The organism is Microbacterium sp. SS28 (genome assembly GCF_022761035.1).
In the GTDB taxonomy this organism is placed as follows: domain Bacteria; phylum Actinomycetota; class Actinomycetes; order Actinomycetales; family Microbacteriaceae; genus Microbacterium.
In genome coordinates, this window is sequence record NZ_JAKWJP010000002.1 from 129,733 (window position 1) to 151,958 (window position 22,226).

Annotated in this window: 25 protein-coding genes and 1 tRNA gene; 18 read left to right on the top strand and 8 right to left on the bottom strand. The window is 70.7% G+C overall.

What is annotated here, in order from left to right:
• The first annotated feature begins 2 nt into the window (after nt 1-2).
• Nucleotides 3-845: an alpha/beta hydrolase gene (locus tag MJ607_RS05905; protein WP_243074650.1), complete on the top strand. Its 843-nt coding sequence runs from the start codon at nt 3-5 to the stop codon at nt 843-845.
• 12 nt (nt 846-857) lie between these two features.
• Here MJ607_RS05905 and MJ607_RS05910 read toward each other — a convergent pair whose 3' ends face one another.
• Together MJ607_RS05910 and MJ607_RS05915 are read right to left on the bottom strand one after the other, a co-directional pair.
• Complete coding sequence (locus tag MJ607_RS05910) at nt 858-1,073, bottom strand: hypothetical protein (RefSeq protein WP_243074651.1); 216 nt, start codon at nt 1,071-1,073, stop codon at nt 858-860.
• Complete coding sequence (locus MJ607_RS05915; protein WP_243074652.1) at nt 1,067-2,548, bottom strand: SDR family NAD(P)-dependent oxidoreductase; 1,482 nt, start codon at nt 2,546-2,548, stop codon at nt 1,067-1,069. Before MJ607_RS05915 ends, MJ607_RS05910 begins: the two co-directional genes overlap by 7 nt.
• Nucleotides 2,549-2,597: 49 nt before the next feature.
• On the opposite strand from MJ607_RS05915, the gene MJ607_RS05920 reads away from it, so the two are divergent.
• Complete coding sequence (locus MJ607_RS05920) at nt 2,598-3,014, top strand: NUDIX domain-containing protein (RefSeq protein WP_243074653.1); 417 nt, start codon at nt 2,598-2,600, stop codon at nt 3,012-3,014.
• Nucleotides 3,015-3,023: 9 nt separating this feature from the next.
• Here the strand turns inward: MJ607_RS05920 and MJ607_RS05925 are convergent, their stop codons facing one another.
• The 4 genes from MJ607_RS05925 to MJ607_RS05940 form a co-directional block, all read right to left on the bottom strand.
• Entirely contained in the window at nt 3,024-4,355 is a 1,332-nt protein-coding gene (locus MJ607_RS05925; RefSeq protein ID WP_243074654.1) for an NAD(P)/FAD-dependent oxidoreductase, read from the bottom strand.
• Between the two features lie 208 nt (nt 4,356-4,563).
• Nucleotides 4,564-5,103 carry a YaeQ family protein gene (locus MJ607_RS05930; RefSeq protein ID WP_243074655.1) on the bottom strand — a complete coding sequence of 180 codons (540 nt, stop codon included), beginning with the start codon at nt 5,101-5,103 and terminating at the stop codon, nt 4,564-4,566.
• Between the two features lie 28 nt (nt 5,104-5,131).
• Complete coding sequence (locus MJ607_RS05935; protein ID WP_243074656.1) at nt 5,132-5,719, bottom strand: hypothetical protein; 588 nt, start codon at nt 5,717-5,719, stop codon at nt 5,132-5,134.
• The gene (locus MJ607_RS05940; protein WP_243074657.1) at nt 5,719-6,564 is read right to left on the bottom strand and encodes an inositol monophosphatase family protein; all 846 of its coding nucleotides are present in this window, start codon (nt 6,562-6,564) and stop codon (nt 5,719-5,721) included. Before MJ607_RS05940 ends, MJ607_RS05935 begins: the two co-directional genes overlap by 1 nt.
• A gap of 92 nt (nt 6,565-6,656) precedes the next feature.
• On the opposite strand from MJ607_RS05940, the gene MJ607_RS05945 reads away from it, so the two are divergent.
• The 10 genes from MJ607_RS05945 to MJ607_RS05990 all read left to right on the top strand — a co-directional run bounded on the left by MJ607_RS05945 (nt 6,657) and on the right by MJ607_RS05990 (nt 15,541).
• A tRNA-Lys gene (locus MJ607_RS05945) sits at nt 6,657-6,732 on the top strand.
• A gap of 185 nt (nt 6,733-6,917) precedes the next feature.
• The gene (locus tag MJ607_RS05950) at nt 6,918-8,114 is read left to right on the top strand and encodes a substrate-binding domain-containing protein (protein WP_243074658.1); all 1,197 of its coding nucleotides are present in this window, start codon (nt 6,918-6,920) and stop codon (nt 8,112-8,114) included.
• Between the two features lie 19 nt (nt 8,115-8,133).
• Nucleotides 8,134-8,913 (top strand): ABC transporter ATP-binding protein, encoded by a 780-nt coding sequence (locus MJ607_RS05955; protein WP_243074659.1) that lies wholly within the window; start codon nt 8,134-8,136, stop codon nt 8,911-8,913.
• A complete protein-coding gene (locus tag MJ607_RS05960) occupies nt 8,910-9,623 on the top strand; it encodes an ABC transporter ATP-binding protein (protein WP_243074660.1) in 714 nt (237 codons plus the stop codon). Before MJ607_RS05955 ends, MJ607_RS05960 begins: the two co-directional genes overlap by 4 nt.
• Complete coding sequence (locus MJ607_RS05965) at nt 9,620-10,495, top strand: branched-chain amino acid ABC transporter permease (protein ID WP_243074661.1); 876 nt, start codon at nt 9,620-9,622, stop codon at nt 10,493-10,495. The genes MJ607_RS05960 and MJ607_RS05965 overlap by 4 nt, the downstream gene beginning before the upstream one ends.
• A 95-nt stretch (nt 10,496-10,590) precedes the next feature.
• Complete coding sequence (locus MJ607_RS05970; protein WP_243075266.1) at nt 10,591-11,655, top strand: branched-chain amino acid ABC transporter permease; 1,065 nt, start codon at nt 10,591-10,593, stop codon at nt 11,653-11,655.
• Nucleotides 11,652-13,217, top strand: a complete 1,566-nt coding sequence (locus MJ607_RS05975; protein WP_243074662.1) for a class I adenylate-forming enzyme family protein — start codon at nt 11,652-11,654, stop codon at nt 13,215-13,217. The genes MJ607_RS05970 and MJ607_RS05975 overlap by 4 nt, the downstream gene beginning before the upstream one ends.
• Entirely contained in the window at nt 13,201-13,884 is a 684-nt protein-coding gene (locus MJ607_RS05980; RefSeq protein ID WP_243074663.1) for a TetR/AcrR family transcriptional regulator, read from the top strand. The genes MJ607_RS05975 and MJ607_RS05980 overlap by 17 nt, the downstream gene beginning before the upstream one ends.
• Nucleotides 13,881-14,633 carry a 3-hydroxybutyrate dehydrogenase gene (locus MJ607_RS05985; protein WP_243074664.1) on the top strand — a complete coding sequence of 251 codons (753 nt, stop codon included), beginning with the start codon at nt 13,881-13,883 and terminating at the stop codon, nt 14,631-14,633. The genes MJ607_RS05980 and MJ607_RS05985 overlap by 4 nt, the downstream gene beginning before the upstream one ends.
• The gene (locus MJ607_RS05990) at nt 14,630-15,541 is read left to right on the top strand and encodes an alpha/beta fold hydrolase (RefSeq protein ID WP_243074665.1); all 912 of its coding nucleotides are present in this window, start codon (nt 14,630-14,632) and stop codon (nt 15,539-15,541) included. Before MJ607_RS05985 ends, MJ607_RS05990 begins: the two co-directional genes overlap by 4 nt.
• 24 nt (nt 15,542-15,565) lie before the next feature.
• Here the strand turns inward: MJ607_RS05990 and MJ607_RS05995 are convergent, their stop codons facing one another.
• Entirely contained in the window at nt 15,566-16,375 is an 810-nt protein-coding gene (locus tag MJ607_RS05995; protein ID WP_243074666.1) for an IclR family transcriptional regulator, read from the bottom strand.
• A gap of 83 nt (nt 16,376-16,458) precedes the next feature.
• On the opposite strand from MJ607_RS05995, the gene MJ607_RS06000 reads away from it, so the two are divergent.
• Genes MJ607_RS06000 through MJ607_RS06015 form a run of 4 tightly spaced genes read left to right on the top strand, consistent with a single transcriptional unit; the run spans nt 16,459 to nt 19,569 of the window.
• Nucleotides 16,459-17,238, top strand: coding sequence for a CoA transferase subunit A (locus MJ607_RS06000; protein ID WP_243074667.1), 780 nt, complete (start codon nt 16,459-16,461; stop codon nt 17,236-17,238).
• A gap of 2 nt (nt 17,239-17,240) precedes the next feature.
• A complete protein-coding gene (locus MJ607_RS06005) occupies nt 17,241-17,894 on the top strand; it encodes a CoA transferase subunit B (RefSeq protein ID WP_243074668.1) in 654 nt (217 codons plus the stop codon).
• Nucleotides 17,891-19,075, top strand: coding sequence for an acetyl-CoA C-acetyltransferase (locus tag MJ607_RS06010; protein WP_243074669.1), 1,185 nt, complete (start codon nt 17,891-17,893; stop codon nt 19,073-19,075). The genes MJ607_RS06005 and MJ607_RS06010 overlap by 4 nt, the downstream gene beginning before the upstream one ends.
• Before the next feature lie 47 nt (nt 19,076-19,122).
• Nucleotides 19,123-19,569 carry a GNAT family N-acetyltransferase gene (locus MJ607_RS06015; protein WP_243074670.1) on the top strand — a complete coding sequence of 149 codons (447 nt, stop codon included), beginning with the start codon at nt 19,123-19,125 and terminating at the stop codon, nt 19,567-19,569.
• A 14-nt stretch (nt 19,570-19,583) separates the two neighbouring features.
• On the opposite strand, the gene MJ607_RS06020 is transcribed toward MJ607_RS06015, so the two are convergent.
• Complete coding sequence (locus MJ607_RS06020) at nt 19,584-19,838, bottom strand: hypothetical protein (protein ID WP_243074671.1); 255 nt, start codon at nt 19,836-19,838, stop codon at nt 19,584-19,586.
• A 161-nt stretch (nt 19,839-19,999) separates the two neighbouring features.
• Here MJ607_RS06020 and MJ607_RS06025 point away from each other — a divergent pair, with 161 nt between their 5' ends.
• On the top strand, nt 20,000-21,433 hold the full coding sequence (locus MJ607_RS06025) for a trehalose-6-phosphate synthase (protein ID WP_243074672.1): 1,434 nt from the start codon (nt 20,000-20,002) through the stop codon (nt 21,431-21,433).
• Nucleotides 21,430-22,224 carry a trehalose-phosphatase gene (gene otsB / locus MJ607_RS06030; protein WP_243074673.1) on the top strand — a complete coding sequence of 265 codons (795 nt, stop codon included), beginning with the start codon at nt 21,430-21,432 and terminating at the stop codon, nt 22,222-22,224. The genes MJ607_RS06025 and otsB overlap by 4 nt, the downstream gene beginning before the upstream one ends.
• Nucleotides 22,225-22,226 lie beyond the last annotated feature (2 nt).

Below are 22,226 nucleotides of genomic sequence, written 5' to 3' on the forward strand. Positions count from 1 at the left end.
GCATGTCAGAATCCCCTCTCAGCCGCCCCGTGGTCTTCATCCACGGCCTCTGGATCCACGCGAGCGCGTGGCGTCCGTGGCAGGACCTCTTCGAGGAATCCGGGTACCCCACCTCCGCGCCCGGCTGGCCCGGTGACGGCGACACCGTCCAGGCGACGCGCGAGCACCCCGAGTCGCTCAACGATGTGGGCATCACCGCGATCTGCCACCACTACGCCGAACTGATCGATGCGCTCCCGGTCAAGCCGATCGTGGTCGGGCACTCGTTCGGGGGACTCATCGCGCAGGAGCTCCTCGCGAACGGCTACGCCGCGGCGGCCGTCGCGATCGACCCGGCCCCTGTGAAGGGCGTCAAGGTGCTGCCGTTCTCGCAGCTGCGCTCGGGCTTTCCGGTGCTCGGGAATCCCGCCAACAGGAAGCGGACAGTCGCGCTCACCGCCGATCAGTTCCGCTACAGCTTCGGCAACACCCTTACGCCGGAGGAGTCGGACGCCCTCTTCGAGGAGTGGACCATTCCCGGGCCGGGTCGCCCGCTCTTCGAGGACGCCGCCGCATCGTTCGTGCGGGATTCGCCCGCAGCGGTCGACACGCATCACGCCGTTCGCGGTCCGCTGCTTCTCGTCTCGGGCACAGAAGACCACACCGTGCCGCTCAAGGTGACGAAGGCGGTCGTCAAGCTCTACGCAGACAACCCGTCCCGCACCGATTTCCTCGAGGCGGAGGGCCGCGGTCACTCGCTGACGCTGGATGCCGGCTGGCGGGATGTCGCGGCGCGGGTCCTCGGATGGCTCTCCGAGATCGAGCCGACGCTCGTCGAGAGCAGCGGCGAGGTGACGTCGGGGTAGCAGCGACCGACGCTATTTCTGCCGCGGCAGACGCGGGGCGGGCGGCGGCGGCACTTCCTTCGCCGCGATGACGGCGCCTCGCGGGATGCGCTCGATGCCGCGCTTGCCGTCCACGACGATGGTCGCCTCATCGGCGCTCAGCAGCTCCCCGAGCGCATCCGTCGCCTGGCCCGTGGGCAGGATGTAGCGCACGACGACGCGACGGCCGGGCGCCGGGAGGTTCACCATGCGCCGGGGGAGTAGTCCTTGAGGAAGACGCCGAAGAGGTCGTCGCCGGCCTCGCCGCGCACGATCGGGTCGTAGACGCGCGCGGCGCCGTCGACGAGGTCGAGCGGAGCGTGGAAGCCCTCCTCGGCGAGGCGCACCTTCGTCGGGTGCGGACGCTCGTCGGTGATCCAGCCCGTGTCGACGCTCGTCATGAGGATGCGGTCCGTCTCGAACATCTCGCGCGCGCTCGTGCGCGTGAGCATGTTGACGGCCGCCTTCGCCATGTTGGTGTGCGGGTGGCCGGGCCCCTTGTAGCCGCGGTTGAACACGCCCTCCATGGCGCTCACGTTGACGATGTAGGTGCGCCGCGCGGTGCTCGCCGCCATCGACGGGCGGAGCTTCGAGACGAGCAGGAACGGCGCTGTCGTGTTCGCGAGCTGCACTTCGAGCATCTCGAGCGGGTCGACCTCGTCGACCCGCTGCACCCACGAGTTGCTGTGGTCGAGGTCCGGGATGAGCCCGCCTGCGTCAATTGCCGTGCCGGCGGCGAGGCGCTCGAGAGAACTGGATCCCGCGGCCATCGCCTGCTCGGTCAGCTCGTCGGCGCGCGCCGCGGCCGCCGCGAGGATCGGGTGCGCCGTGACGGAGCGCTCGAGGGCCTGCGGATGCTGGTCGTTCGTGTGGCCGAACGTCACGAGCTCGGGGAGCGGCCCGTCGGGCAGCGGTGCGAGCTCGGCGTCGACGAGCGGCTGGTAGGCCCCCGGCGAGCGGCGCACTGTCTGGGTCGCGTTGTTGATCAGGATGTCGAGGCTCCCCGCCGCCGCGACGTCGTCTGCGAGGCCGATCACCTGGGCGGGGTCGCGCAGATCGATGCCCACGACCTTGAGCCGGTCGATCCACTCCGGGGCATCCGGCAGGCCGCTGAACCGTCGCACGGCGTCCCGCGGGAAGCGGGTCGTGATCGTCGTGTGCGCGCCGTCCCGCAGCAGGCGCAGCGCGATGTACATGCCGATCTTGGCGCGGCCGCCCGTCAGCAGCGCGCGCTTGCCGGTGAGGTCTGTGCGCGCGTCGCGCTTGGCGTGGCTCATGGCCGCGCACGTCGGGCAGAGCTGGTGGTAGAACGCGTCGACGATGGTGTACGCCTGCTTGCAGATGTAGCAGGCGCGAGGCTTGATGAGCGTGCCCGCGGTGCGCGAGGTCGTGCTCGTGCTGATCGGGATGCCGCGCGTCTCGTCGTCGATGCGATCGGGTGCACCCGTGGCGGTCGCGGCGACGACCTCGCGGTCGGCCTGGGCGACGGCATCCCGGATCTCACGCCGACGCACCTTCTTGACGGCCTTGAACATCGCGGCGGTCGCACGGCGCACGGCGATGAAGTCGGGATGCGTCTCGTCGAGGCCCGCCATCCCGTCGAGCACCCTCAGAGTGGTCGCGAGATCGTCGGGGTCGATGCCGCTCGGCGGCAGGTCGGAGGCGACGGGGTTCTCGGGAGGCACACGCGATTCTACGTCGGGCGGGATGCACGAATCCTGTTAGCGTGCGTTCGTGACCGCTCCGGATGCCGCTCCCGCCCACCCCCGCAGCATCCACGTGTCGGCGGCCGTGATCCTCGACGCGGTCGGCCGGCTGCTGCTCGTGCGCAAGGCGGGCACGACGGCGTTCATGCAGCCCGGCGGCAAGCCGGAGCCGGGCGAGACGGCGGACGAGACCCTCAGCCGGGAGCTGCTCGAGGAGCTCGGCGTCCACGTCCCTCCCGCGGAGCTGCGCCCGTACGGCTCGTTCACGGCCGCCGCGGCGAACGAGCCGGGCTTCCTCGTCGTGGCCGACGTGTTCGGAGTCGAACTGGGGGAGCGGCGTCCCGTCGCGGGCGCCGAGATCGCGGAGCTGCGCTGGGTCGCGCGCGAAGACGCCGAGCACCTCGAGATCGCACCGCTCGCGCGCGAGAACTTCCTGCCGCGCTGAGCTGAGCGATCAGTCCTCCCGGGTCCAGAGCTGCTCGATCGGGATGTCGCGGCCGAGGATGTTCTCCGCGGCCCGGTGGCCGGAGTAGAGGGCGCCCGGAACCGTCGCGGGGTCGTCGGTCCAGGTCGCCTCGCCCGCGATGTGGAGGACGCCCCCGATCGGCTTCGCGAGGTCGTCGTGGTCGGCCGTCGTCGAACCGACCGCCATGTACGCATACGCGCCATGCGCGAAGGGATCGTCCTGCCAGCGGGTGATCCGCACCTGGGTCGGTTCCCCCACGCGGTCGCCGTAGAGCCGGCGCAGCTGCACGAGGACCGACTCGACGATCTGCTCGTCGCTCCAGGTGCGCGTCGTCTGCGCCGCGGGACCGGCCGCGAACGTCAGGAGCGTCGGCACGCCGTGCAGCGCCGACAGGTCGTACCAGGAGTGCCACCAGCGCCCCTCCGGGCCCTGCTGCCGGATCGCGTAGACGTCGTCGTCCCAGAACTTCTCGGGGAAGCGCAGGAAGACCTTCTCGAACGCGTTCATGACCAGGCGACCGAGGGCCTCCGCCTGCTGCGGCGGGAGGGGCGGCTCGATCACCACGTCGTTCGCGAGGAGCACTCCCGTGGGCACCGTGATGACCGCGGAGTCGGCAGCGAACGTGTCGTCCCCCGCCGTGACGGTGACCCCGTCGGCCGACCACCGCACGTGCGTCACGATGTGCCCGAGCCGGATGTCGAGGCCTTCGGCGATGGTCTGCGGCAGGCGGTCGTAGCCGTCCGGGAAGACGACCTCGTCGCCGTCCACTGTGTCGTCGTCGAGTCCGTGCGCCGCGAGGTCCTCGATCCACGCCCCGTACTGCTCCTCGGTGCGGTGCTCGAGATACTCGCGCACGCGCTGCGCGCGCTCGTCGTCCCAGCCCTGCGCGGCGAGTGCCCGCTCGGTCACGTCGCGGTACGAGTCATCCGGCTGCGAGTCCACCACGACCCGCGCCAGCGCCGCGTCGAGCGCATGGATGTCATCGACGTACGCCCGGGCTGCGGCATCCGTCAATCGCACTCCATCCGGTCCGTAGTGCGCGATGGGGCGGCTGTCCGGCTGATACCCGCCGACGGTGAACTCGACCATCCGCATGGCGAAGGCCGCGGCCGCCGCGGCTACGGGGGAATCGTTGATGCCGTGGATCCACGAGGCGCCGCGGTCGGTCACGAACGCGTCGCTGCGATCCGTCCACATGCGCCCTCCGACGCGGTCGCGCGCCTCGAGCACGACGACGCGACGGCCCGCGAGAGTCAGCAGTCGGGCCGCTGTCACGCCGGCGAGACCCGCTCCGACCACGATCGTGTCGAAATGAACCATGGAAGACCCTCCTCGTGCACGGCATCGTGCGCTCCGACGCTATCGAGCCCGGCGGCGAGGCGCGAGCGCGCGAGCGGCATGGAGGGGAACGAGCCCGACCTGACGTTCCTGCCCGCGGTCTCGACGACCCTGATCGTGGAGACCGCCACGGCTCTGCGTCGGCGAGCGAGGCCGGGCCCGAGCGGGAGGTTCGCGTCTCGAGCCGCCGCTACGCGACCGGCTGGGTGTGGATGTCGGATTCGAGCGTCGTGCCGTTGAGCTCGAGGTAGATCCTCCGCTCGATGACCGACAGCGTCATGGCGTTCCGCCGCTCGATCGTGCGGACGGCATCGTCGATGAACCTGGGATCGAAGCTGTGCAGCGTGATGTCCTCGGCGCGGTGGATGCGCTTGCCGGCCCACGGCGCCGCGACCTTGGCCGGGTCGCGGTGCGTATAGACCACCGCGCGACCCGCCTGCATGCTCCCGAGATGGAGGCGCGCGGCATCCGGTGCGCCCACTTCGATCCACGCCGTGAGCTTGCCGGTGAGATCGCGCACCAGGACCGCCGGCTCGTCCGTCGCCGAGATGCCCTCGGTGAACGCGATGCCCTCCTCGTATTCGAGGCAGTACGCGAGCACGCGGGTCAGCATGAAGGCATCGGTCTCGGATGGATGCCGCGCGACGCGCAGGTTCAGCTCCTCGTAGACGCCGCGGTCGACATCTGCCAGCTGCACCGTGAAGGTGTGGATCGTCGCGCCGGTGGCCATAGGGATCGAGCCTACGGGGTGCGGGCGGTCAGCTCTGCGGCCAGGCCACGAGCACGAGACCCTGCTTCGTGTCGGCGAACTTCACCCAGCCGTCGCCGAAGAGGTAGGTGAGGCCGTAGCCGTCCTCGTCGACCGCGATCGCGGTCTCGCCGCTCTCGGTGACGTAGACGCCCTCGGGTCCCTCTTCACGGGTCCAGCCCTCGGCGACGAGCTCGGACGCGGCCGTCTCGGCCTGCGCCTGCGTGATGGGCGCCCATCCGAAGATCTGGACGTGGTCGGTCGCCGTCGTGAAGTCGCCCCACGTGCACTGGATGCCCTCGGGCACCTCGACGCTCGCGACGCGGAACACGTCGGCGAGCGCGGTCCATCCGAGCGAGGCGAAATCGGCCGCGGTCGTCGGCGAGATGATCGTGTCGCACTCGGGAGCATCGGCCGCCTCGGCATCCGGAGCCGGCGTCGGATCCGACTCCGCCTCGGGAGCCGTCGTCTGGGCGGCATCCGCCGTCTTGCTGGGCTGGGGCTCGGCGTCGGGCGCAGGGGACGAGCAGGCGCTCGCGAGCATCGCGGTCGTGGCGATGGCGAGCACCGCGGCGAGCCGCGTGAGGGGTCGGGTCATCAGGAGGTCTCCGTGGGGGCGGGGGGATGGAGGAGGTCCAGGTAGTCCTGGTGCAGGATGCCGTTCGTCGCGAGGGACGAGCGGTCCGAGATGGAGTCTTCTCCGCGGTACGACGTGAAGCGGCCGCCGGCCTCGCGCACGATCGGCACGTGGGCGGCGAGGTCGTACTCCTTGACGCCGAACTCGGCGACGAACTCGAGGCGGCCTTCCGCGAGCAGCATGTACGGCCACGCGTCGCCGTAGCCGCGGTCGCGCCACACGGCGCTCGTGAGGCGCTCGAGGCTGTCGAGCTCGCCGGCCTCGCGCCATTGCGCGATGCTCTGGAAGCTCACGCTCGACTCGGCGATCCTGTCGACGCGCGAGACCGAGATGCGGCGCGTGGCGCCGTCGCTCGTGTTGGTCCACGAGCCGAGTCCGGATGCCGCCCACCAGCGGCGACCGATGGCGGGCTGGCTCACGACGCCCACGCGGGGCACGCCGTCGATGCTCAGAGCGATGAGCGTCGACCACATCGGGATGCCCTTGAGGTAGTTGGCGGTGCCGTCGATCGGGTCGATGATCCACTGGCGCGCGGAGTCGCCCGTGATGCCGAACTCCTCGCCGAAGATGCCGTCCGCCGGCCGCTGCGCCTCGATGAGCTCGCGGATCACGCGCTCGGTCGCGAGGTCGGCCTCGGTCACGTGCGAGGCATCCGCCTTCGTGCTCACGTCGAGGTCGGGCGCGTCGAAGCGGCGCATCGACGCGGCATCCGCGGCATCCGCGAGGCTCAGCGCGAAGGCCAGGTCGTCCTGCAGATCCCCGTCGAAGGGCACGTCGAACGGCGCGGGCGAAAGGGGGGAGGGCACGCATCCAGGATACGCGGGCGAGGGGGCCTCGATTTCCGTATGGCGCGATCGTGATGTAACGTAATCCCTCGGTTCGCCTCGTTGCGAATCACGCACCTCTAGCTCAATCGGCAGAGCAACTGACTCTTAATCAGTGGGTTCTGGGTTCAAGTCCCAGGGGGTGCACCACCTGCCGAAGGGCCTCGCGAAAGCGAGGTCCTTTGTCGTTTCCGCGTGTCGCGAATCGATAACGACCCGCCCGGATCAGCTCGCGTCGACTTGACGATCCGCGGGAGATTTCTTAGATTGCAAAGACCTGAATCAGCTTTCAGGTTCATGCACCGAGAACCCTTCCAATGGTGAAAGGCACGCACATGCGGGTTTCAAAGAAGTTGCTCCTGGGCTCCGTGGTAGCCACGGCAGCCCTGTTCCTGGCGGCGTGCGCGCCGACCGACACGCCGTCGCCGACGAACGAGGCGGAGGGGCCCTCCGAGATCACGGTCGGCATCGTCACGAGCGAAACCGGTCCGCTCGCGGGCTACGGCAAGCAGTACCTCGACGCCTTCAAGGCCGGACTCGACTATGCCACCGACGGCTCGGGCGAGATCGACGGCACGACGATCACGGTCGAGTACCGCGACGACGCGGGCGACCCCGACAAGGCCGTCACGGCGGTCAAGGAGCTCATCGGCTCGGGCGTCAACATCATCGCGGGCACGGCATCGTCGGGCGTCGCACTCGCCGTCGCGGAGCAGGCCGAGCAGAACAAGGTGCTCTACATCTCGGGCCCCGCCGCCGCCGACGCGATCACGGGGATCAACGACTACACGTTCCGCTCGGGCCGCCAGAGCGCACAGGATGTCGCGACCGCCGGCACGTTCCTCGACGACCTCGAAGGCAAGACGATCACGGTCCTCGCGCAGAACACGGCGTTCGGCACCGGCAACGAGGCGGCCGTCAAGGCGATCCTCGGCGCGCAAGGCGCCACCGTGAACTCCGTGCTCGTCCCCGAGGACGCGACCGAATTCACACCCTTCGCGCAGCAGGTCCTCGCGAACGCGCCCGACCTCGTCTTCGTCGCATGGGCCGGCGCGACCTCGGGTGCCATGTGGCAGTCGCTCAGCCAGCAGGGCGTCCTCGACGCGATCCCCGTCGTCACGGGACTCGGCGACTCGGCGACCTTCGGCGCCTACGGCGAGGCCTCCGAGAAGATCAGCTTCCTCAACCACTACTTCCCCGGCGGGCCCGACAACGAGGTGAACGACGCGATGGTCGAGGCCATCGAGGCGGCAGGCGGCACGCCCGACCTCTTCAGTCCCGACGGCTTCAACGCGGCGATCATGCTCGTGCACGCCATCAAGGAGGGCAAGGGCGACGTCGACGCGATGATCGCGGCGCTCGAGGGCTTCGAGTTCGACGGCCCCAAGGGCAAGACGACGGTGCGCGCGAGCGACCACGCCCTCATCCAGGAGATGTACCAGGCCAAGCTCGTCGCCGACGGCGGCGCGTTCGTGCCCGAGCTCGTCGACACGGTCTCGGCCGACGACGTCGCTCCGGCCGAAGCGCAGTGACGCGCGGGAGCCTCCACGCATGAGCACTCCAGTCCCGTCCGCGCCTCGCGGATCCGCACTCGAAGTCGAAGGCCTCGGGCTGCAGATCGGCGGCGCGACGATCCTCAAGGACGTCGACCTCGACGTCGCCGCGGGCTCGCTCGTCGGCGTCATCGGACCGAACGGCGCCGGCAAGACGACGCTCTTCAACGCGGTCTCCGGCCTCGTGAAGCCGACGTCGGGCCGGATCCTCCTGGACGGCGCCGACATCACGTCGGCGTCCGTGCCCGCACGGGCGCGGGCGGGACTGGGGCGCACCTTCCAGACGTCGAGCCTGTTCCCCAAGCTCTCGGTGCTCGAGAACGTGCGCCTCGCGGCGCAGGTCTCGATCGGGGGCGACTACTCGCTCCTCCGCTTCCCTCGGGCGACGGATGCCGCGACCCGTGTCGCGCGCGAGAAGCTCGAGGCCGTCGGACTCGCGCACAAGAGCGAGGCTCTCGCGGGCGACATCTCGCACGGCGACAAGCGCAAGCTCGAGATCGCCGTGCTCCTGGCGACGGAGGCGAGCATCGTGCTCCTCGACGAGCCGATGGCGGGTGTCGCCTCGGGCGACGTCGCGGGACTCGTCGAGAACATCCGCGCGATGCAGCGCGAGAAGGGCTGCACCGTCCTCATGGTCGAGCACCACATCGACGTGCTGATGGGCCTCGTCGACCGCGTCGCCGTCATGTACTTCGGCAGCATCATCGCGTTCGACACTCCCGAGAAGGTCATGGCGAACCCGCTCGTGCAGAGCGCGTACCTGGGCAGCGCCGCATGAGTGCGGAGGCGATCCTCGAGGTCGCGGGTCTCCGCTGCTCGATCGGCGGCCAGCAGGTCGTCGAGGACGTCGGCTTCACGGTCCCCGCGACCGGGATCACCGCGATCCTCGGCCGCAACGGCGTGGGCAAGACCTCGACGCTGCGCGGCATCCTGGGTCTCATCCACCGCAAGGGCGAGGTGCGGCTCGCCGGTGAGCGCATCGACGGGCTCGCGACGCATCGCATCGTGCAGCGTGGCGTCGGGTACGTCCCGGAAGACCGCGAGGTCTTCTCGAAGCTCACGGTCGCCGAGAACCTCGCGCTCGCCGAGCGGCAGCGCAATCCGCGTCGCGAGTTCGTCGACGCGCTCTTCCCCGATCTGGTGGCGCGCCGCGACCAGCAGGCGGGGACGCTCTCGGGGGGCCAGCAGCAGATGGTCTCGGTCGCCCGCGCTCTCCTCAACGACAACCGCATCCTGCTCGTCGACGAGCCGACGAAGGGGCTCGCGCCCAAGATCGTGGGCGAGGTGGCCGACGCGCTGCAGGAGGCGTCCAAGACCGTCCCGATCCTGCTCGTCGAGCAGAACCTCGAGGTCGTCCGGCGACTGGCGGGTGACGCCATCGTGATCGGAGGCGGTCGCGTCGTCCACACGGGCCCCGCCCTCGACATCCTCGACGACGACGATCTCACCCGCCGGCTGCTCGGCGTGCACGCGGAGGTGACGCAGTGAGCACCCTCATCCTGACCCTCATCACGGGCGTCGGGCTCGGCGCCCTGTACTTCCTCGTCGCAAGCGGGCTGAGCCTCATCTACGGGCTCATGCACGTGCTCAACTTCGCGCACGGTGCGTTCCTGACGCTGAGCGCCTTCCTCGGCTGGATGGTCGCGCAGGCGCTCGGCACCGACTCGTGGGGGGCGTTCCTCGCGTCGATCGCGGTCGGGGCCGTCGTCGGAGCCGTCTTCGCGACGCTCACCGAGCTCGTCCTCATCCGCCCGCTGTACGAGCGGCACATCGAGCAGGTGCTCGTGACCGTCGGGCTCTCGTTCGCCGCCGTCGCCCTGTTCGAGGGCATCTGGGGGACCGACCCGATCCACGTCTCGGGGCCCGCGTGGCTGAAGGAGACGACCGACGTGCTGGGTGCCCGCATCCCGAACACGTACTGGGTGCTCATGATCGCGGCGGTCCTCGTGCTCGCGGCCCTCGTGCTGTTCCTCAAGAAGACCCGCTACGGCATGGTCATCCGCGCCGGCGTAGAGAACCGGTCGATGGTCACGGCGCTGGGCATCGACGTCCGTCGGTCGTTCACGCTCGTCTTCGCGATCGGCGGCGCCGCGGCCGGCATCGGCGGTGTGCTCGCGATGCACTACTCGACCTTCGTCTCGGCCCACCTCGGCTCGACGCTGCTGATCTTCGCCTTCATCGTGACGGTCGTGGGCGGGCTCGGCTCCCTCACGGGCGCCGCGATCGCGTCGGTCATCGTCGCGGTCCTGCAACAGTTCGCGAACTTCTACCTCGGCGGGACGGGCGACTTCATCGTCGTCATCCTGCTGGCCGTCGTGCTGCTCGTGCGGCCGTCGGGACTCCTCGGGAGGAAGGCATGACCCTTCGACACGCTCAGGGACCGGATGCCGCGCAGCGACCGGGTCTCGTGCGCCGCTTCGTGCCCGCGATCGCGGGAGCGGCCGCCGTCGTCTTCATGGCGCTCCTGCCGCTCCTGAACATCTCGATCCCCGGCATCCTTCCGACGCCGACCTACCAGCCGGGCACGCTCGCGCTCCTGTCGCTGTGCATGGTGTTCGCGGCCCTCGCGCTCTCGTACAACCTGCTGCTCGGCACCGCAGGGATGCTGTCCTTCGGCCACGCGCTGTACTTCGGCGCCGGGGCGTACGGGCTCGGCATCGCGCTCGAGCTCCTGGGCGTCCCGCTGTGGCCCGGCATCTTCCTCGCGCTCGTGGGCGGCATGCTGATCGCCCTCGTCACGGGGGCCGTCGCGATGCGGGTATCGGGCATCCCGTTCGCGATGGTGACCCTCGCGTTCGCGCAGGCCGGATCCGTCCTGGTGCGGCGCAACTCCGAGGTCACGGGTGGCGAGGAGGGACTGAGCCTCAACACCGACAACGTGCCGGACGTCCTCATCGGCGTCGTCAACACGCGCAACCTGTACTGGCTCACGCTCGCCGTGCTCGTCATCGTCTATCTCGTGACGCTCTGGGTCGACACGTCGCGGCTGGGGCACCTCGTGCGCGCGACGCGCGAGAACGAGCAGCGCGTGCGCGTGCTCGGGCTGCGTCCCTACAGGGCGAAGCTGTTCGTGTTCGTCATCGCGGCGGTGCTCGCGAGCCTCGCCGGCGTCGCGTACATGCTCCTGCAGTCGGGGACCGTGCCGCGTGCCGTGTCGGCCGACCTCACGATCACGGTCCTCGTCATGGTCGTGCTCGGTGGCGTGGGGTTCCGGTGGGGTGCCATTGTGGGCGGTGTGCTCTACACGCTGCTCGATCAGCGGCTGACCGTCCTCGCCGGTTCGGAAGCGATCGCGGGGCTTCCCGACGTCCTCCGCGTGCCGCTCTCCGAGCCGCTGTTCCTGCTCGGCGTGCTGTTCATCCTCGTCGTGATGTTCCTGCCCGGCGGCATCGCGGGCACGGTCGACGCCTGGCTGCGTCGTCGGAGAGGCGAACGCGCGCGGGTCCTGCTCCGCGCGATCGATGACGCCGAGAGGGTCCCCACGGCACAGGCCGCGACCGAGAGCCAGGCGCGCGTATGACGTGGGACGCGCTGCTCGACGACGAGCCGCACACGATCGGGCGTTGGATCACCGACCGGGCCGCACAATCGCCGCACGGCATCGCGATCGACGACCGGGGCGTGACGATCGACTACGCGACGCTCGCCGCCCGGGCCCTGGGTCTCGCCGACGGACTGCGCGCGGCAGGCTACGGGCCCGGACAGCGGATCGCGACGGTGTCGGGCAACTCGACGGACCACGTCGTCGCGTTCTTCGCGTGCGCGCTCGCCGGAGTCGCCCTCGTGCCGCTCTCGTGGCGGCTCACGCCGCGCGAGCTCACCGACGTCCTGCGCCGCTCCGAGCCGGCGCTCGTGCTGATCGAGGACGACTACGCGACGCTTGCGGGCGAGGCGCTGCGCGCCCTCGACACCGAGCCGCTCGTCGCGACGCTCGGCACGACGGGGGTGGAGGCATCCGTCCCCTTTGCCGCAGAGCGCGCGCAGCGACGGCCCGTTCGTGACGACGACCCCGTGCTCGTCATCTTCACCTCGGGCAGTGAGGCAGCCCCCAAGGGTGTCGTCCTGACCCACGCGAACTGCTTCTGGACCAACCTCGCGCTCGCGCGGACGCTCCCGCTCACCGAGGACGACGTCGTCCTCGCGATGCTCCCGCAGTTCCACATCGCCGCCTGGAACTGCCAGCCGCTGCTCGCGTGGTGGGTGGGGGCCACGGTCGTCCTCGAGCGCTCGTTCCAGCCGTCGAGGGCGCTGCAGCTCATCCGCGAGCGCCGCGTGACGGCCATGATGGGCGTCCCTACGCAGTACGCGCTCCTGGCTGCGGAGCGCACGTGGGCAGACTCCGACCTGTCGAGCCTGCGTCTCGCGGTCGTCGGCGGGGCGACCATGTCGATCGACCTCTACGAGGAGTGGGCGGCGCGCGGCATCGCGCTCGCGCAAGGCTACGGCCTCACCGAGGCGGCCCCGAACGTGCTGCACCTCGCGGCCGACGAGGGGGCGCGGCATCCGGGTGCCGTCGGCCGCCCGTATCCGCACGTGTCGGTCTCGATCGTCGATCCCGACACTCAGCTCGCGCTCGAGGGTCCCGCGACGGGTGAGCTATGGGTGCGCGGGCCGAGCGTCTTCGCGGGCTATCTCGGCGACCCCGAGTCGACGGATCGCGCCTTCGCGGGAGAGTGGCTGCGCACGGGCGACCTCGTGCGGCGCGACGCGGACGGCGTTTTCCACGTCGTCGACCGCATCAAGGACATCTACATCTCGGGCGGCGAGAACGTCGCGCCCGCCGAGGTCGAGCTCGCACTGACGCTGCATCCGCTGATCGAGGCCGCCGCCGTCGTCGGCGTGCCCGACGCCGTATGGGGCGAGCGCGGCGTCGCGTTCGTGGTCCCGGCGCCCGACGCGCTCCTGTCGGCGGACGAAGTGGTCGCGCACGCGCGCCGCAACCTCGCGGCGTTCAAGGTCCCCGTGCACGTCGAATTCGTCTCGTCGCTGCCGCGCTCGACGATCGAGAAGCTCGCGCGGTCCCGACTGCGCGATCGCGCCCGCCGCCTGTGGGAAGGGATGGACCATGAGCATTCCCGGTGAACTGATCGACGAGGAGGCCGCGCCGGTCTCCACCGCGACGGGCAGACCGCTCACGAAGCGGGGCGAGGCGACGCGCCATCGTCTGCTCGAAGCGGCTGAGGCCGTGTTCGCCGAGCAGGGCTATCACGAGGCCTCGATCGTCAAGATCACGGAGCGCGCCGGCATCGGCCTCGGTACGTTCTACCTCTACTTCGACAGCAAGCAGACGATCTTCGAGGCGCTCGTGCTCGACCTCAACCGTCGCGTCCGGCACTCGATGTCCGAGGCGATGACGGGGGCGTCCTCGCGCATCGAGGCCGAGCGCGCCGGGTTCGCGGGGTTCTTCCGCTTCACGGCCGAGCATCCCGCGCTGTACCGCGTTGTGCGCGAGGCGGAGTTCGTCTCACCCGAGACCCTGCGCCTGCACTACTCGCGGATCGTCGACGGGTACGAAGCAGGACTCCGGGCCGCGCAGCAGGTCGGCGACGTCGATCCGCGGCTCGACCCGACGGTCGCCGCGTGGGCGCTCATGGGCATGGGCGAGCTCATCGGCATGCGATTCCTGCTGTGGGAGCGGGATGCCGACGGCCGGCCGCCCGCGCAGATCGACCCCGCCGTCACCGATGCCATGGCGCGCTTCATCGACAATGCGCTCGCCCCCCGTGGCGCACAGGAGGAGGAGAAGTGACCGATCAGGATCTCACCGGCAAGCGGGCGCTCGTGACGGGAGGGGCGAGCGGCATCGGACTGGCGTGCGCGCACGAGTTCGCGCGACGCGGAGCGCACGTGGTGATCGCGGACCTCAACCGGGAGGCGGCCGAGGCCGCGGCATCCGCTGTCGCGGGGGAGGCGTGGGTCGTCGACCTCGCCGACACCGCCGCGCTCGAGGACCTCGCCCTCGACGTCGACATCCTGGTCAACAACGCGGGGATCCAGAAGGTCGCGCCGATCGAGGAGTTCGATCCCGACGCGTTCCGGTTCATCCTGCGCCTCATGCTGGAGTCGCCGTTCCTCCTCATCCGCGCGGCCCTGCCGACGATGTACGCGCGCGGCTGGGGACGCGTCGTCAACATCTCGAGCGCCCACGGGCTGCGCGCGAGCGCCTTCAAGTCCGCGTACGTGTCGGCGAAGCACGGCCTCGAGGGGCTGTCGAAGGTCACGGCCCTCGAGGGCGCGCCGCACGGCGTCACGAGCAACTGCATCGATCCCGCCTACGTCCGCACCCCGCTCGTCGAGAAGCAGATCGCGGACCAGGCGCGCATCCACGGCATCCCCGAGAACGAGGTGGTCGAGAAGATCATGCTGACCGAGACGGCGATCAAGCGCCTCGTCGAGCCGGACGAGGTCGCGTCGCTCGCGGGCTGGCTCGCGTCGGACAGAGCGGGAATGGTGACGGGCGCCTCCTACACGATCGACGGCGGATGGACGGCCCGATGACCCGGTACCGCACCCTCGATGTCGCCGTTCCAGGGGGCGACCTGCGCGTCGGGGTCTGGGAGCCGGTGGATGCCGCCGACCCCGCGTCGGTCGACACCGTGCTGCTCATCCACGGCGTGACCGCCTCGCATCAGTCCTGGCCGGGTGTCGCCGAGCGCCTTCCCGGCGTCCGCGTCGTCGCCCCCGACCTGCGCGGGCGTGGACGAAGCAACGCTCTCGAGGGTCCTGCGGGGCTCGCGACGCACGCGCGCGATCTCGTCGCCGTGCTCGATGCGCTCGGCATCGACCGCGCCCTCGCCGTGGGGCACTCGATGGGAGCCTTCATCGCGCTCGTGCTCGGGGACCGGCATCCTGGCCGCGTCACGGGCGTCGTGCTCGTCGACGGCGGGCTCCCGCTCGACCTGCCCGAGGGGCTCTCGCCCGACGAGACCATCCGGCTCGTGCTCGGCCCGACCGCCGAGCGGCTCGCGATGCGGTTCGGCTCGACCGAGGAGTACCTCGACTTCTGGCGTGCGCACCCCGCCTTCCGGCGCGACTGGTCGCCGATCCTCGAGGCGTACCTCGCGTACGACCTCGTGGGGGAGGCTCCCGACCTGCGCCCCGCGACGAGCTACGCGACGCTCGAGGAGGACTCGGTCGACCAGAACTCCGGGTCCGCGATCGCCGACGCGCTGGCCGCGCTGCGGCACCCGACCGTCCTGCTCACGGCGGAGCGCGGACTGCTCGACCAGCTGCCCGCGCTTTACGCGGCCGAGCGGCTCCCGAATCTCGTGAGCGCGCACCCGGGGCTGCGCCACGAGGCGGTCCCCGACGTGAACCACTACACGATCGTGCTGTCGGATCGGGGAGCGGATGCCGTCGCCGCCGTCGTCCGGCGCGAGCTCGCCGCGGCCCACGTCGGGCCGTGAGCCTCTCGAAGAGTCGAGCCGCGGTCAGCGGGCGGCGGCGAGCCGCGTCGTCAGCTGGTGCGCGTGGGCGAGGAGCGTGCGGCCGAGCTCGGGGAGCCGGTCGGGGCCGAACCGGAACTCGACGCCCGTGAGGCTCAGCGCCCACTGCGGGTGACCCTCCTTCGTGAACACGGCGGCGCCGAGACCGTAGCTCCCCTCCACGATGAGCCCCGGGTTGAGCGCGTAGCCGCGCGCCTGCGTCTCGCGCAGCCGTGCGCGCAGTCGCGGTTCGGTGTGCGCCGCGCCGCGCTCGACGCCCAGCTCGGGGTGCCGCTCGAAGTATGCGTCCACATCGTGAGGCGGAAGGAAGGCGAGGATCGCGAGTCCCGCCGATGCGACGCCGAGGGGGAACCGCACGCCCTCGGACAGCACGAACGATCGGATCGGGAAGCTGCCCTCCTCGCGCAGCAGGCACACCGTCTCGTCGCCGCGGCGCACCGAGAGGAACGCGCTCTCCTCGGTGCGAACGGCGAGCGATCGCACGATGTCGCGGGCGATCGACGTGATGTCGTACCGGGATGCCGCGACCGTGCCCATGAGATACAGCTCAGGCCCCGGCATCCATCGCCCTGTCCGTTCGTCCTGATCGACGAGGCCCTCGTGCCGGAGCGCTGCGAGCAGGCGATGCGCCGTGGGACGGGTCAGTTCGGCGCTGCGCGCGAGCTCGGCGACGGCGAGCCCTTGGTCGCCCGCCGCAGTGACGAGCCGCAGGACGCGCGCCGCGCGCGCGATCGACTGGGCGCCCGGCACGGATCTCGTCCTCCCGCTGTCCACGATATGGACGCTACGCGGCATCCCATCCACATGGCAAGCCGGGACGTGCATGCGCCCGGCGCGAGGCGCAGGCTGGAGATCTGGTCCACACGAAGGAGTGACACGTGATCGACAAGACCGTGGGGTCGGCGGCCGAGGCCGTCGCCGACATCTCGGATGGAGCGAGCCTCGCCGTCGGCGGGTTCGGACTGTCGGGCAACCCCATCGCCCTCATCGAGGCGCTCCTCGCGCAGGGGACGAGCGATCTGAGCATCGTGAGCAACAACTGCGGCGTCGACGACTGGGGTCTCGGGGTGCTGCTGAACGCCAAGCGCATCCGCAAGATGACCTCGTCGTACGTCGGCGAGAACAAGGAGTTCGAGCGGCAGTTCCTCTCGGGTGAGCTCGAACTCGAGCTCACTCCGCAGGGCACGCTCGCCGAGAAGCTCCGCGCGGGCGGCTCCGGCATCGCCGCCTTCTACACACAGACCGGCGTCGGCACGCAGGTCTCGGAGGGCGGACTTCCCCGCAAGTACGACGGGCAGGGCGGCATCGCCGTCGCTTCGCCGAAGAAGGACGTCCGCACGTTCGACCTGGCCGGCGAGCCGCGCGAGTTCGTCCTCGAAGAGGCGATCGTGACGGACTACGCCCTCGTGCACGCGGCGAAAGGCGATCGCCACGGCAACCTCGTCTTCAACAAGTCGGCGCGCAACTTTAACCCGCTCGCCGCGATGGCCGGGCGCGTCTGCATCGCACAGGTCGAAGAGCTCGTCGAGCCCGGCGAACTCGACCCCGACAGCATCCACCTGCCCGGCATCTACGTGCACCGCATCGTCGAGGTCGGCACGGGCATCGAGAAGCGCATCGAGCGCCGCACGGTCACCGCGGCGCCGGAAGGAGCATGACCATGACCCTGACCCGCAACGAGATGGCAGCCCGCGCCGCGCGCGAGCTCGGCGACGGCGCGTACGTCAACCTCGGCATCGGGCTTCCGACGCTCGTGCCCAACTACGTGCCGGACGGCGTGACGGTCGTGCTGCAGTCCGAGAACGGAATCCTCGGCGTCGGTCCGTACCCGACCGAGGAGCATGTGGATCCCGACCTCATCAACGCCGGCAAGGAGACCGTCACGACGCTTCCCGGCGCGGCCTTCTTCGACTCCGCGACGAGCTTCGGCATGATCCGCGGCGGCAAGATCGACGCCGCGATCCTGGGCGCGATGCAGGTCTCGCAGACGGGCGACCTCGCGAACTGGATGATCCCCGGGAAGATGGTCAAGGGCCCGGGCGGCGCGATGGACCTCGTGCACGGGGCCGCCCGCGTCATCGTCCTGATGGAGCACGTCGCGAAGGACGGCACCGCCAAGATCGTGCGCGAATGCTCGCTCCCGCTCACGGGCAAGGGCGTCGTCGACCGGATCATCACCGACCTCGCGGTCATCGACGTGACCGCCGAGGGCCTCGTTCTCGTCGAGGTCGCGCCCGGCGTGACGGTCGACGAGGTCATCGCGGCCACCGAGCCGGAGCTCATCGTCCGCGTCGGAGAGAGGATCAACGCATGAACCAGGACGACGTCGTCATCGTCGCCGCGGCGCGCACGCCGCAGGGACGCCTCAAGGGCCAGCTCGCCCCGCTCACGGCGGTGCAGCTCGGCTCGATCGCGATCAAGGGAGCGCTCGACCAGGGCGGCATCCCGGCGGGTGCCGTCGACGCTGTCCTCGTCGGCCAGGTGCTGCCCGCGGGCGCGGGGCAGAACCCCGCGCGGCAGGCCGCGATCGGCGCCGGCATCGGCTGGGACGTCCACGCCGGGTCGGTCAACAAGGTGTGCCTGTCGGGCCTCACGGCGATCATCGACGGCGCCCGGATGCTGCGCCTCGGCGATGCGACAGTCGTCGTGGCCGCCGGCATGGAGTCGATGACCCGCTCGCCGCACCTGCTCGTGGGCTCGCGCGACGGCTGGGCGTACGGCTCGATCGAGGTGCTCGACCACATGGCCTACGACGGCCTCACCGACGCCTTCGACCGCGAGAGCATGGGCGCCTCGACGGAACGCCACAACGGGCGCTTCGAGATCACGCGGGAGGCTCAGGATGCCGTCGCCGCGCGATCGCATCAGCGCGCGGCCGCCGCGCAGTCCGCGGGCGCCTTCGACGCCGAGATCGTCCCCGTCGAGATTCCGCAGCGCAAGGGCGCCCCCGTGGTCGTGACGAAGGACGAGGGGATCCGCCCCGACACGACAGTCGAGACCCTCGCGGGCCTGCGTCCCGCGTTCGCCGAGGGCGGCTCGATCACGGCCGGCAACTCGTCCCAGATCTCGGACGGCGCCTCGGCGGTCGTCCTGACGACGCGCTCGCACGCCGACGAGAACGGCTGGCCCGTGCTCGCCGTCGTGGGCGCGGCAGGCCAGGTCGCGGGCCCCGACAACTCGCTGCACGCGCAGCCCGCGCGAGCAATCGAGAAGGCACTCGAGAAGCAGGGTCTCACCGCCGAAGACCTCGACGTCGTCGAGATCAACGAAGCGTTCGGCGCGGTCGTCGCGCGGTCCCAGGCCGAACTCGGCCTCTCGGACGACGTCGTCAACATCCACGGCGGCGGCATCGCGATCGGCCACCCGATCGGCGCCTCCGGCAACCGGCTCGTCGTCCACGCCGTGCACGAGCTCGTGCGGCGCGGCGGGGGCACGGCGGCTGTCGCGCTGTGCGGCGGGGGCGGCCAAGGCGACGCGCTCATCCTGACGCGGTGATGCGGGCGCGGTGACGCGAAGGCGAGGGGCGCGCTAGCGTCGTCCGAATGACGACCATCGCGCCCCTCACCCTCGCCGATCGCGACGAGTGGCGGGAGCTCTGGCACGGCTACCTGACGTTCTACGAGGCATCGCTCTCGGATGGCGTGACCGAGGCCACCTTCGCGCGGCTCGTCGGTGACGAGGAGCTGCACGGCGCGATCGCGCGCGACGCCGCGGGACGCGCTGTCGGCATCGTGCACTGGCTCACGCACGCCGCGACGTGGACGGCGACCACGTACTGCTACCTCGAGGACCTGTTCGTCGCGCCCGGCACGCGCGGCGGGGGTGTCGGACGCGCCCTCATCGCGCACGTCCGGTCATGGGCAGAGGACGAGGGATGCCGCAAGGTGTACTGGCTCACGCACGAGACGAACGCCACCGCTCGCACGCTGTACGACCGCGTCGCGACGGGAACCGGGTTCGTGCACTACGAGATCCCGCTGCGCGACTGACGCCGCACGGAGGCTCAGCGGGCGAGGCGCTTCCGGAGGATCTTGTCCTCTTGGCCCGCAATGGGGGAGTCGGGGGCGACGAGGCCGCCTCGCCCCGCGCGGCGCACGTCGAGGATCGCCCCGACCGCGAGCGCGAGCGAGATGCCCCAGCTCACCCAGGCCAGCGCGACGCGCCACGTGAACGGCGCGTTGTTCCGGAGTGCGCGCAGCAGCGCGACGCCGCCCATGATGACGCCGAACAGGCCAGTGCCGAACAGGTACTTGCGCATGGCACCACGCTAGTGCCCGCACGAGGCCGTCGCACGGAGCGGCCCGCCCCTTCCCACGCGGCGCTCCGCGCCCTAGCATGTCGCGTCTCCGGATGCATGCCCCCGCGGTCGCGCGAGACCCGCTGTTAGCCTGGTCGCACCCATACGGAACCGGAGCGCATGTGTCACTGGCAGAATTCGTCGTCGTCGCCAACCGCCTGCCCGTGGACCGGGTCCCTGCCGCGGACGGCGAAGCCGGCGACTCGTGGCGGCGTTCGCCGGGCGGGCTCGTCACGGCTCTCGAGCCGGTCATGCGCGACGCGGACGGCGCCTGGGTCGGCTGGCCGGGCCAGGCGGATCTCGAGGCGGAGCCGTTCGAGTTCGAGGGCACGCACCTCGTCCCGGTGTCGCTGAGCGCCGAAGAGGTCGAAAACTACTACGAGGGCTTCTCGAACGACACGATCTGGCCGCTCTACCACGATGTGATCTCCGAGCCCCGGTACCGGCGCGTCTGGTGGGATGCGTATGTCGCCGTCAACCGGCGCTTCGCCGAGGCAGCGGCATCCGTCTCCGCCGAAGGCGCCACGGTCTGGGTGCAGGACTACCAGCTGCAGCTCGTGCCGGCCATGCTGCGCGCGGCCCGGCCCGACCTCACGATCGGGTACTTCCACCACATTCCGTTCCCCGCATACGGCCTGTACTCCCAGCTGCCGTGGCGACGTCAGGTGCTCGAGGGGCTTCTCGGCGCGGATGTCATCGGCTTCCAGCGGGTTCAAGACGCCTCCAACTTCGCGCGCGCCGTCCGGCGGCAGCTGCGCATCGAGACGAAGTCGTCGGGCATCGTCGTCGCGGAGGCGGACGGCTCGACGCGGACGGCGCTCGCGAAGGCGTTCCCGATCTCGATCGACGCGTCGTCCTACGCGGAGCTCGCTGCCCGCCCCGACATCCGGGCGAGGGCGCGCGAGATCCGCGAGGGCCTGGGGAACCCGAAGAAGGTGTTCCTGGGCGTGGACCGCCTCGACTACACGAAGGGCATCCGCCACCGCCTCAAGGCGTTCGGCGAGCTGCTCGACGACGGGCGCCTCACGGTGCAGGACGCGACCCTCGTACAGGTCGCCAGCCCGAGTCGCGAGCGCGTGGGCGCCTATATGCAGCTGCGCGACGAGATCGAGCAGGCGGTGGGTCGCATCAACGGCGACCACGACACGGTCGGGCACACCGCGATCCGGTACCTGCACCAGACATATCCGCGCGAGGAGATGGTCGCCCTCTTCCTCGCCGCCGACGTCATGCTCGTGACCGCGCTGCGCGACGGCATGAACCTCGTCGCGAAGGAGTACGTCGCAAGCCGCAGCGACAATCGCGGCGTGCTGCTGCTGAGCGAGTTCGCGGGCGCCGCGGACGAGCTCGGCAGCGCAATCCGCATCAATCCCCATGACATCGACGGACTCAAGGACGCCATGATGCGCGCCGTCGAGATGCCCGCCGCCGAGCAGGGCCGCCGCATGCGGGCGCTCCGCAGGAAGGTCGTCGAGAACGACATCGCGCGGTGGTCCGAATCGTTCCTGAGGGCGCTCGACGGCGTCCGCAGGGCAAAGGAAGGAACCCCGCAGTGACCGCCCCCGCTCCTCTCGCCACGCCCGAATCGCTCGACGGGGTCGCGAGCGCGACGCCGCTCCTGGTCGCCCTCGACTTCGACGGGACGCTCTCGCCCCTCGTCGACGAGCCCATGCAGGCTCGGATGCTGCCGGCGGCGCGCACCGCGGTCGACGCCCTCGTCGCGGTGCCCGACACCTTCGTCGCGCTCGTCTCGGGCCGCAGCCTCGACGATCTGCGCATCATCGCCGAGCACGACGACGATTCTCCGCTGCTCCTGGCGGGTTCGCACGGCGCGGAGTACTGGATCCCGGGGGAGGGGCGCATCGAGCCCGTCGACGAGCCCGGGGCCCTCGAGCTGCGCGACCGGCTGCGCGCCGAGGCCGAGCGCGCGACAGCCGATCTCGAGGGCGTGTGGATCGAGCCCAAGACCTTCGGATTCGGAGTCCACACGCGGAGGATGGATGCCGCGTCCGCGCACATCGCGAACCGCCGCGTCGACCGGATCGTCGCCGAGAACGCCCCGCACTGGCGCCGGCGCACAGGCCACGGCATCATCGAGTTCGCCTTCCGCCACGAGGGCAAGGACGCCGGCGTCGAGGCGCTGCGCGCCCGGACGGGCGCGAGCGCCGTGCTCTTCGCGGGCGACGACGTGACCGACGAGGACGCGCTGCGCAAGCTCCGGCCCGAGGACCTCGGCGTGCACGTCGGCGGCGGACCCACGGCGGCGCGCGTGTCGGTGCGCGACATCCCCGCGATGGCCGACCTGCTGGCCTCGCTCGCGATCCGCCGGACCGCCGCGCGGCAATAGAC

Coding starts and splice junctions, on each gene's coding strand:
- MJ607_RS05905 (WP_243074650.1), top strand. CDS start 3: ATGTCAGAATCCCCTCTCAGCCGCCCCGTGGTCTTCATCCACGGCCTC.
- MJ607_RS05910 (WP_243074651.1), bottom strand. CDS start 1,073: ATGGTGAACCTCCCGGCGCCCGGCCGTCGCGTCGTCGTGCGCTACATC.
- MJ607_RS05925 (WP_243074654.1), bottom strand. CDS start 4,355: ATGGTTCATTTCGACACGATCGTGGTCGGAGCGGGTCTCGCCGGCGTG.
- MJ607_RS05930 (WP_243074655.1), bottom strand. CDS start 5,103: ATGGCCACCGGCGCGACGATCCACACCTTCACGGTGCAGCTGGCAGAT.
- MJ607_RS05935 (WP_243074656.1), bottom strand. CDS start 5,719: ATGACCCGACCCCTCACGCGGCTCGCCGCGGTGCTCGCCATCGCCACG.
- MJ607_RS05950 (WP_243074658.1), top strand. CDS start 6,918: ATGCGGGTTTCAAAGAAGTTGCTCCTGGGCTCCGTGGTAGCCACGGCA.
- MJ607_RS05955 (WP_243074659.1), top strand. CDS start 8,134: ATGAGCACTCCAGTCCCGTCCGCGCCTCGCGGATCCGCACTCGAAGTC.
- MJ607_RS05960 (WP_243074660.1), top strand. CDS start 8,910: ATGAGTGCGGAGGCGATCCTCGAGGTCGCGGGTCTCCGCTGCTCGATC.
- MJ607_RS05970 (WP_243075266.1), top strand. CDS start 10,591: ATGGCGCTCCTGCCGCTCCTGAACATCTCGATCCCCGGCATCCTTCCG.
- MJ607_RS05975 (WP_243074662.1), top strand. CDS start 11,652: ATGACGTGGGACGCGCTGCTCGACGACGAGCCGCACACGATCGGGCGT.
- MJ607_RS05980 (WP_243074663.1), top strand. CDS start 13,201: ATGAGCATTCCCGGTGAACTGATCGACGAGGAGGCCGCGCCGGTCTCC.
- MJ607_RS05990 (WP_243074665.1), top strand. CDS start 14,630: ATGACCCGGTACCGCACCCTCGATGTCGCCGTTCCAGGGGGCGACCTG.
- MJ607_RS05995 (WP_243074666.1), bottom strand. CDS start 16,375: ATGCCGCGTAGCGTCCATATCGTGGACAGCGGGAGGACGAGATCCGTG.
- MJ607_RS06005 (WP_243074668.1), top strand. CDS start 17,241: ATGACCCTGACCCGCAACGAGATGGCAGCCCGCGCCGCGCGCGAGCTC.
- MJ607_RS06010 (WP_243074669.1), top strand. CDS start 17,891: ATGAACCAGGACGACGTCGTCATCGTCGCCGCGGCGCGCACGCCGCAG.
- MJ607_RS06015 (WP_243074670.1), top strand. CDS start 19,123: ATGACGACCATCGCGCCCCTCACCCTCGCCGATCGCGACGAGTGGCGG.
- MJ607_RS06020 (WP_243074671.1), bottom strand. CDS start 19,838: ATGCGCAAGTACCTGTTCGGCACTGGCCTGTTCGGCGTCATCATGGGC.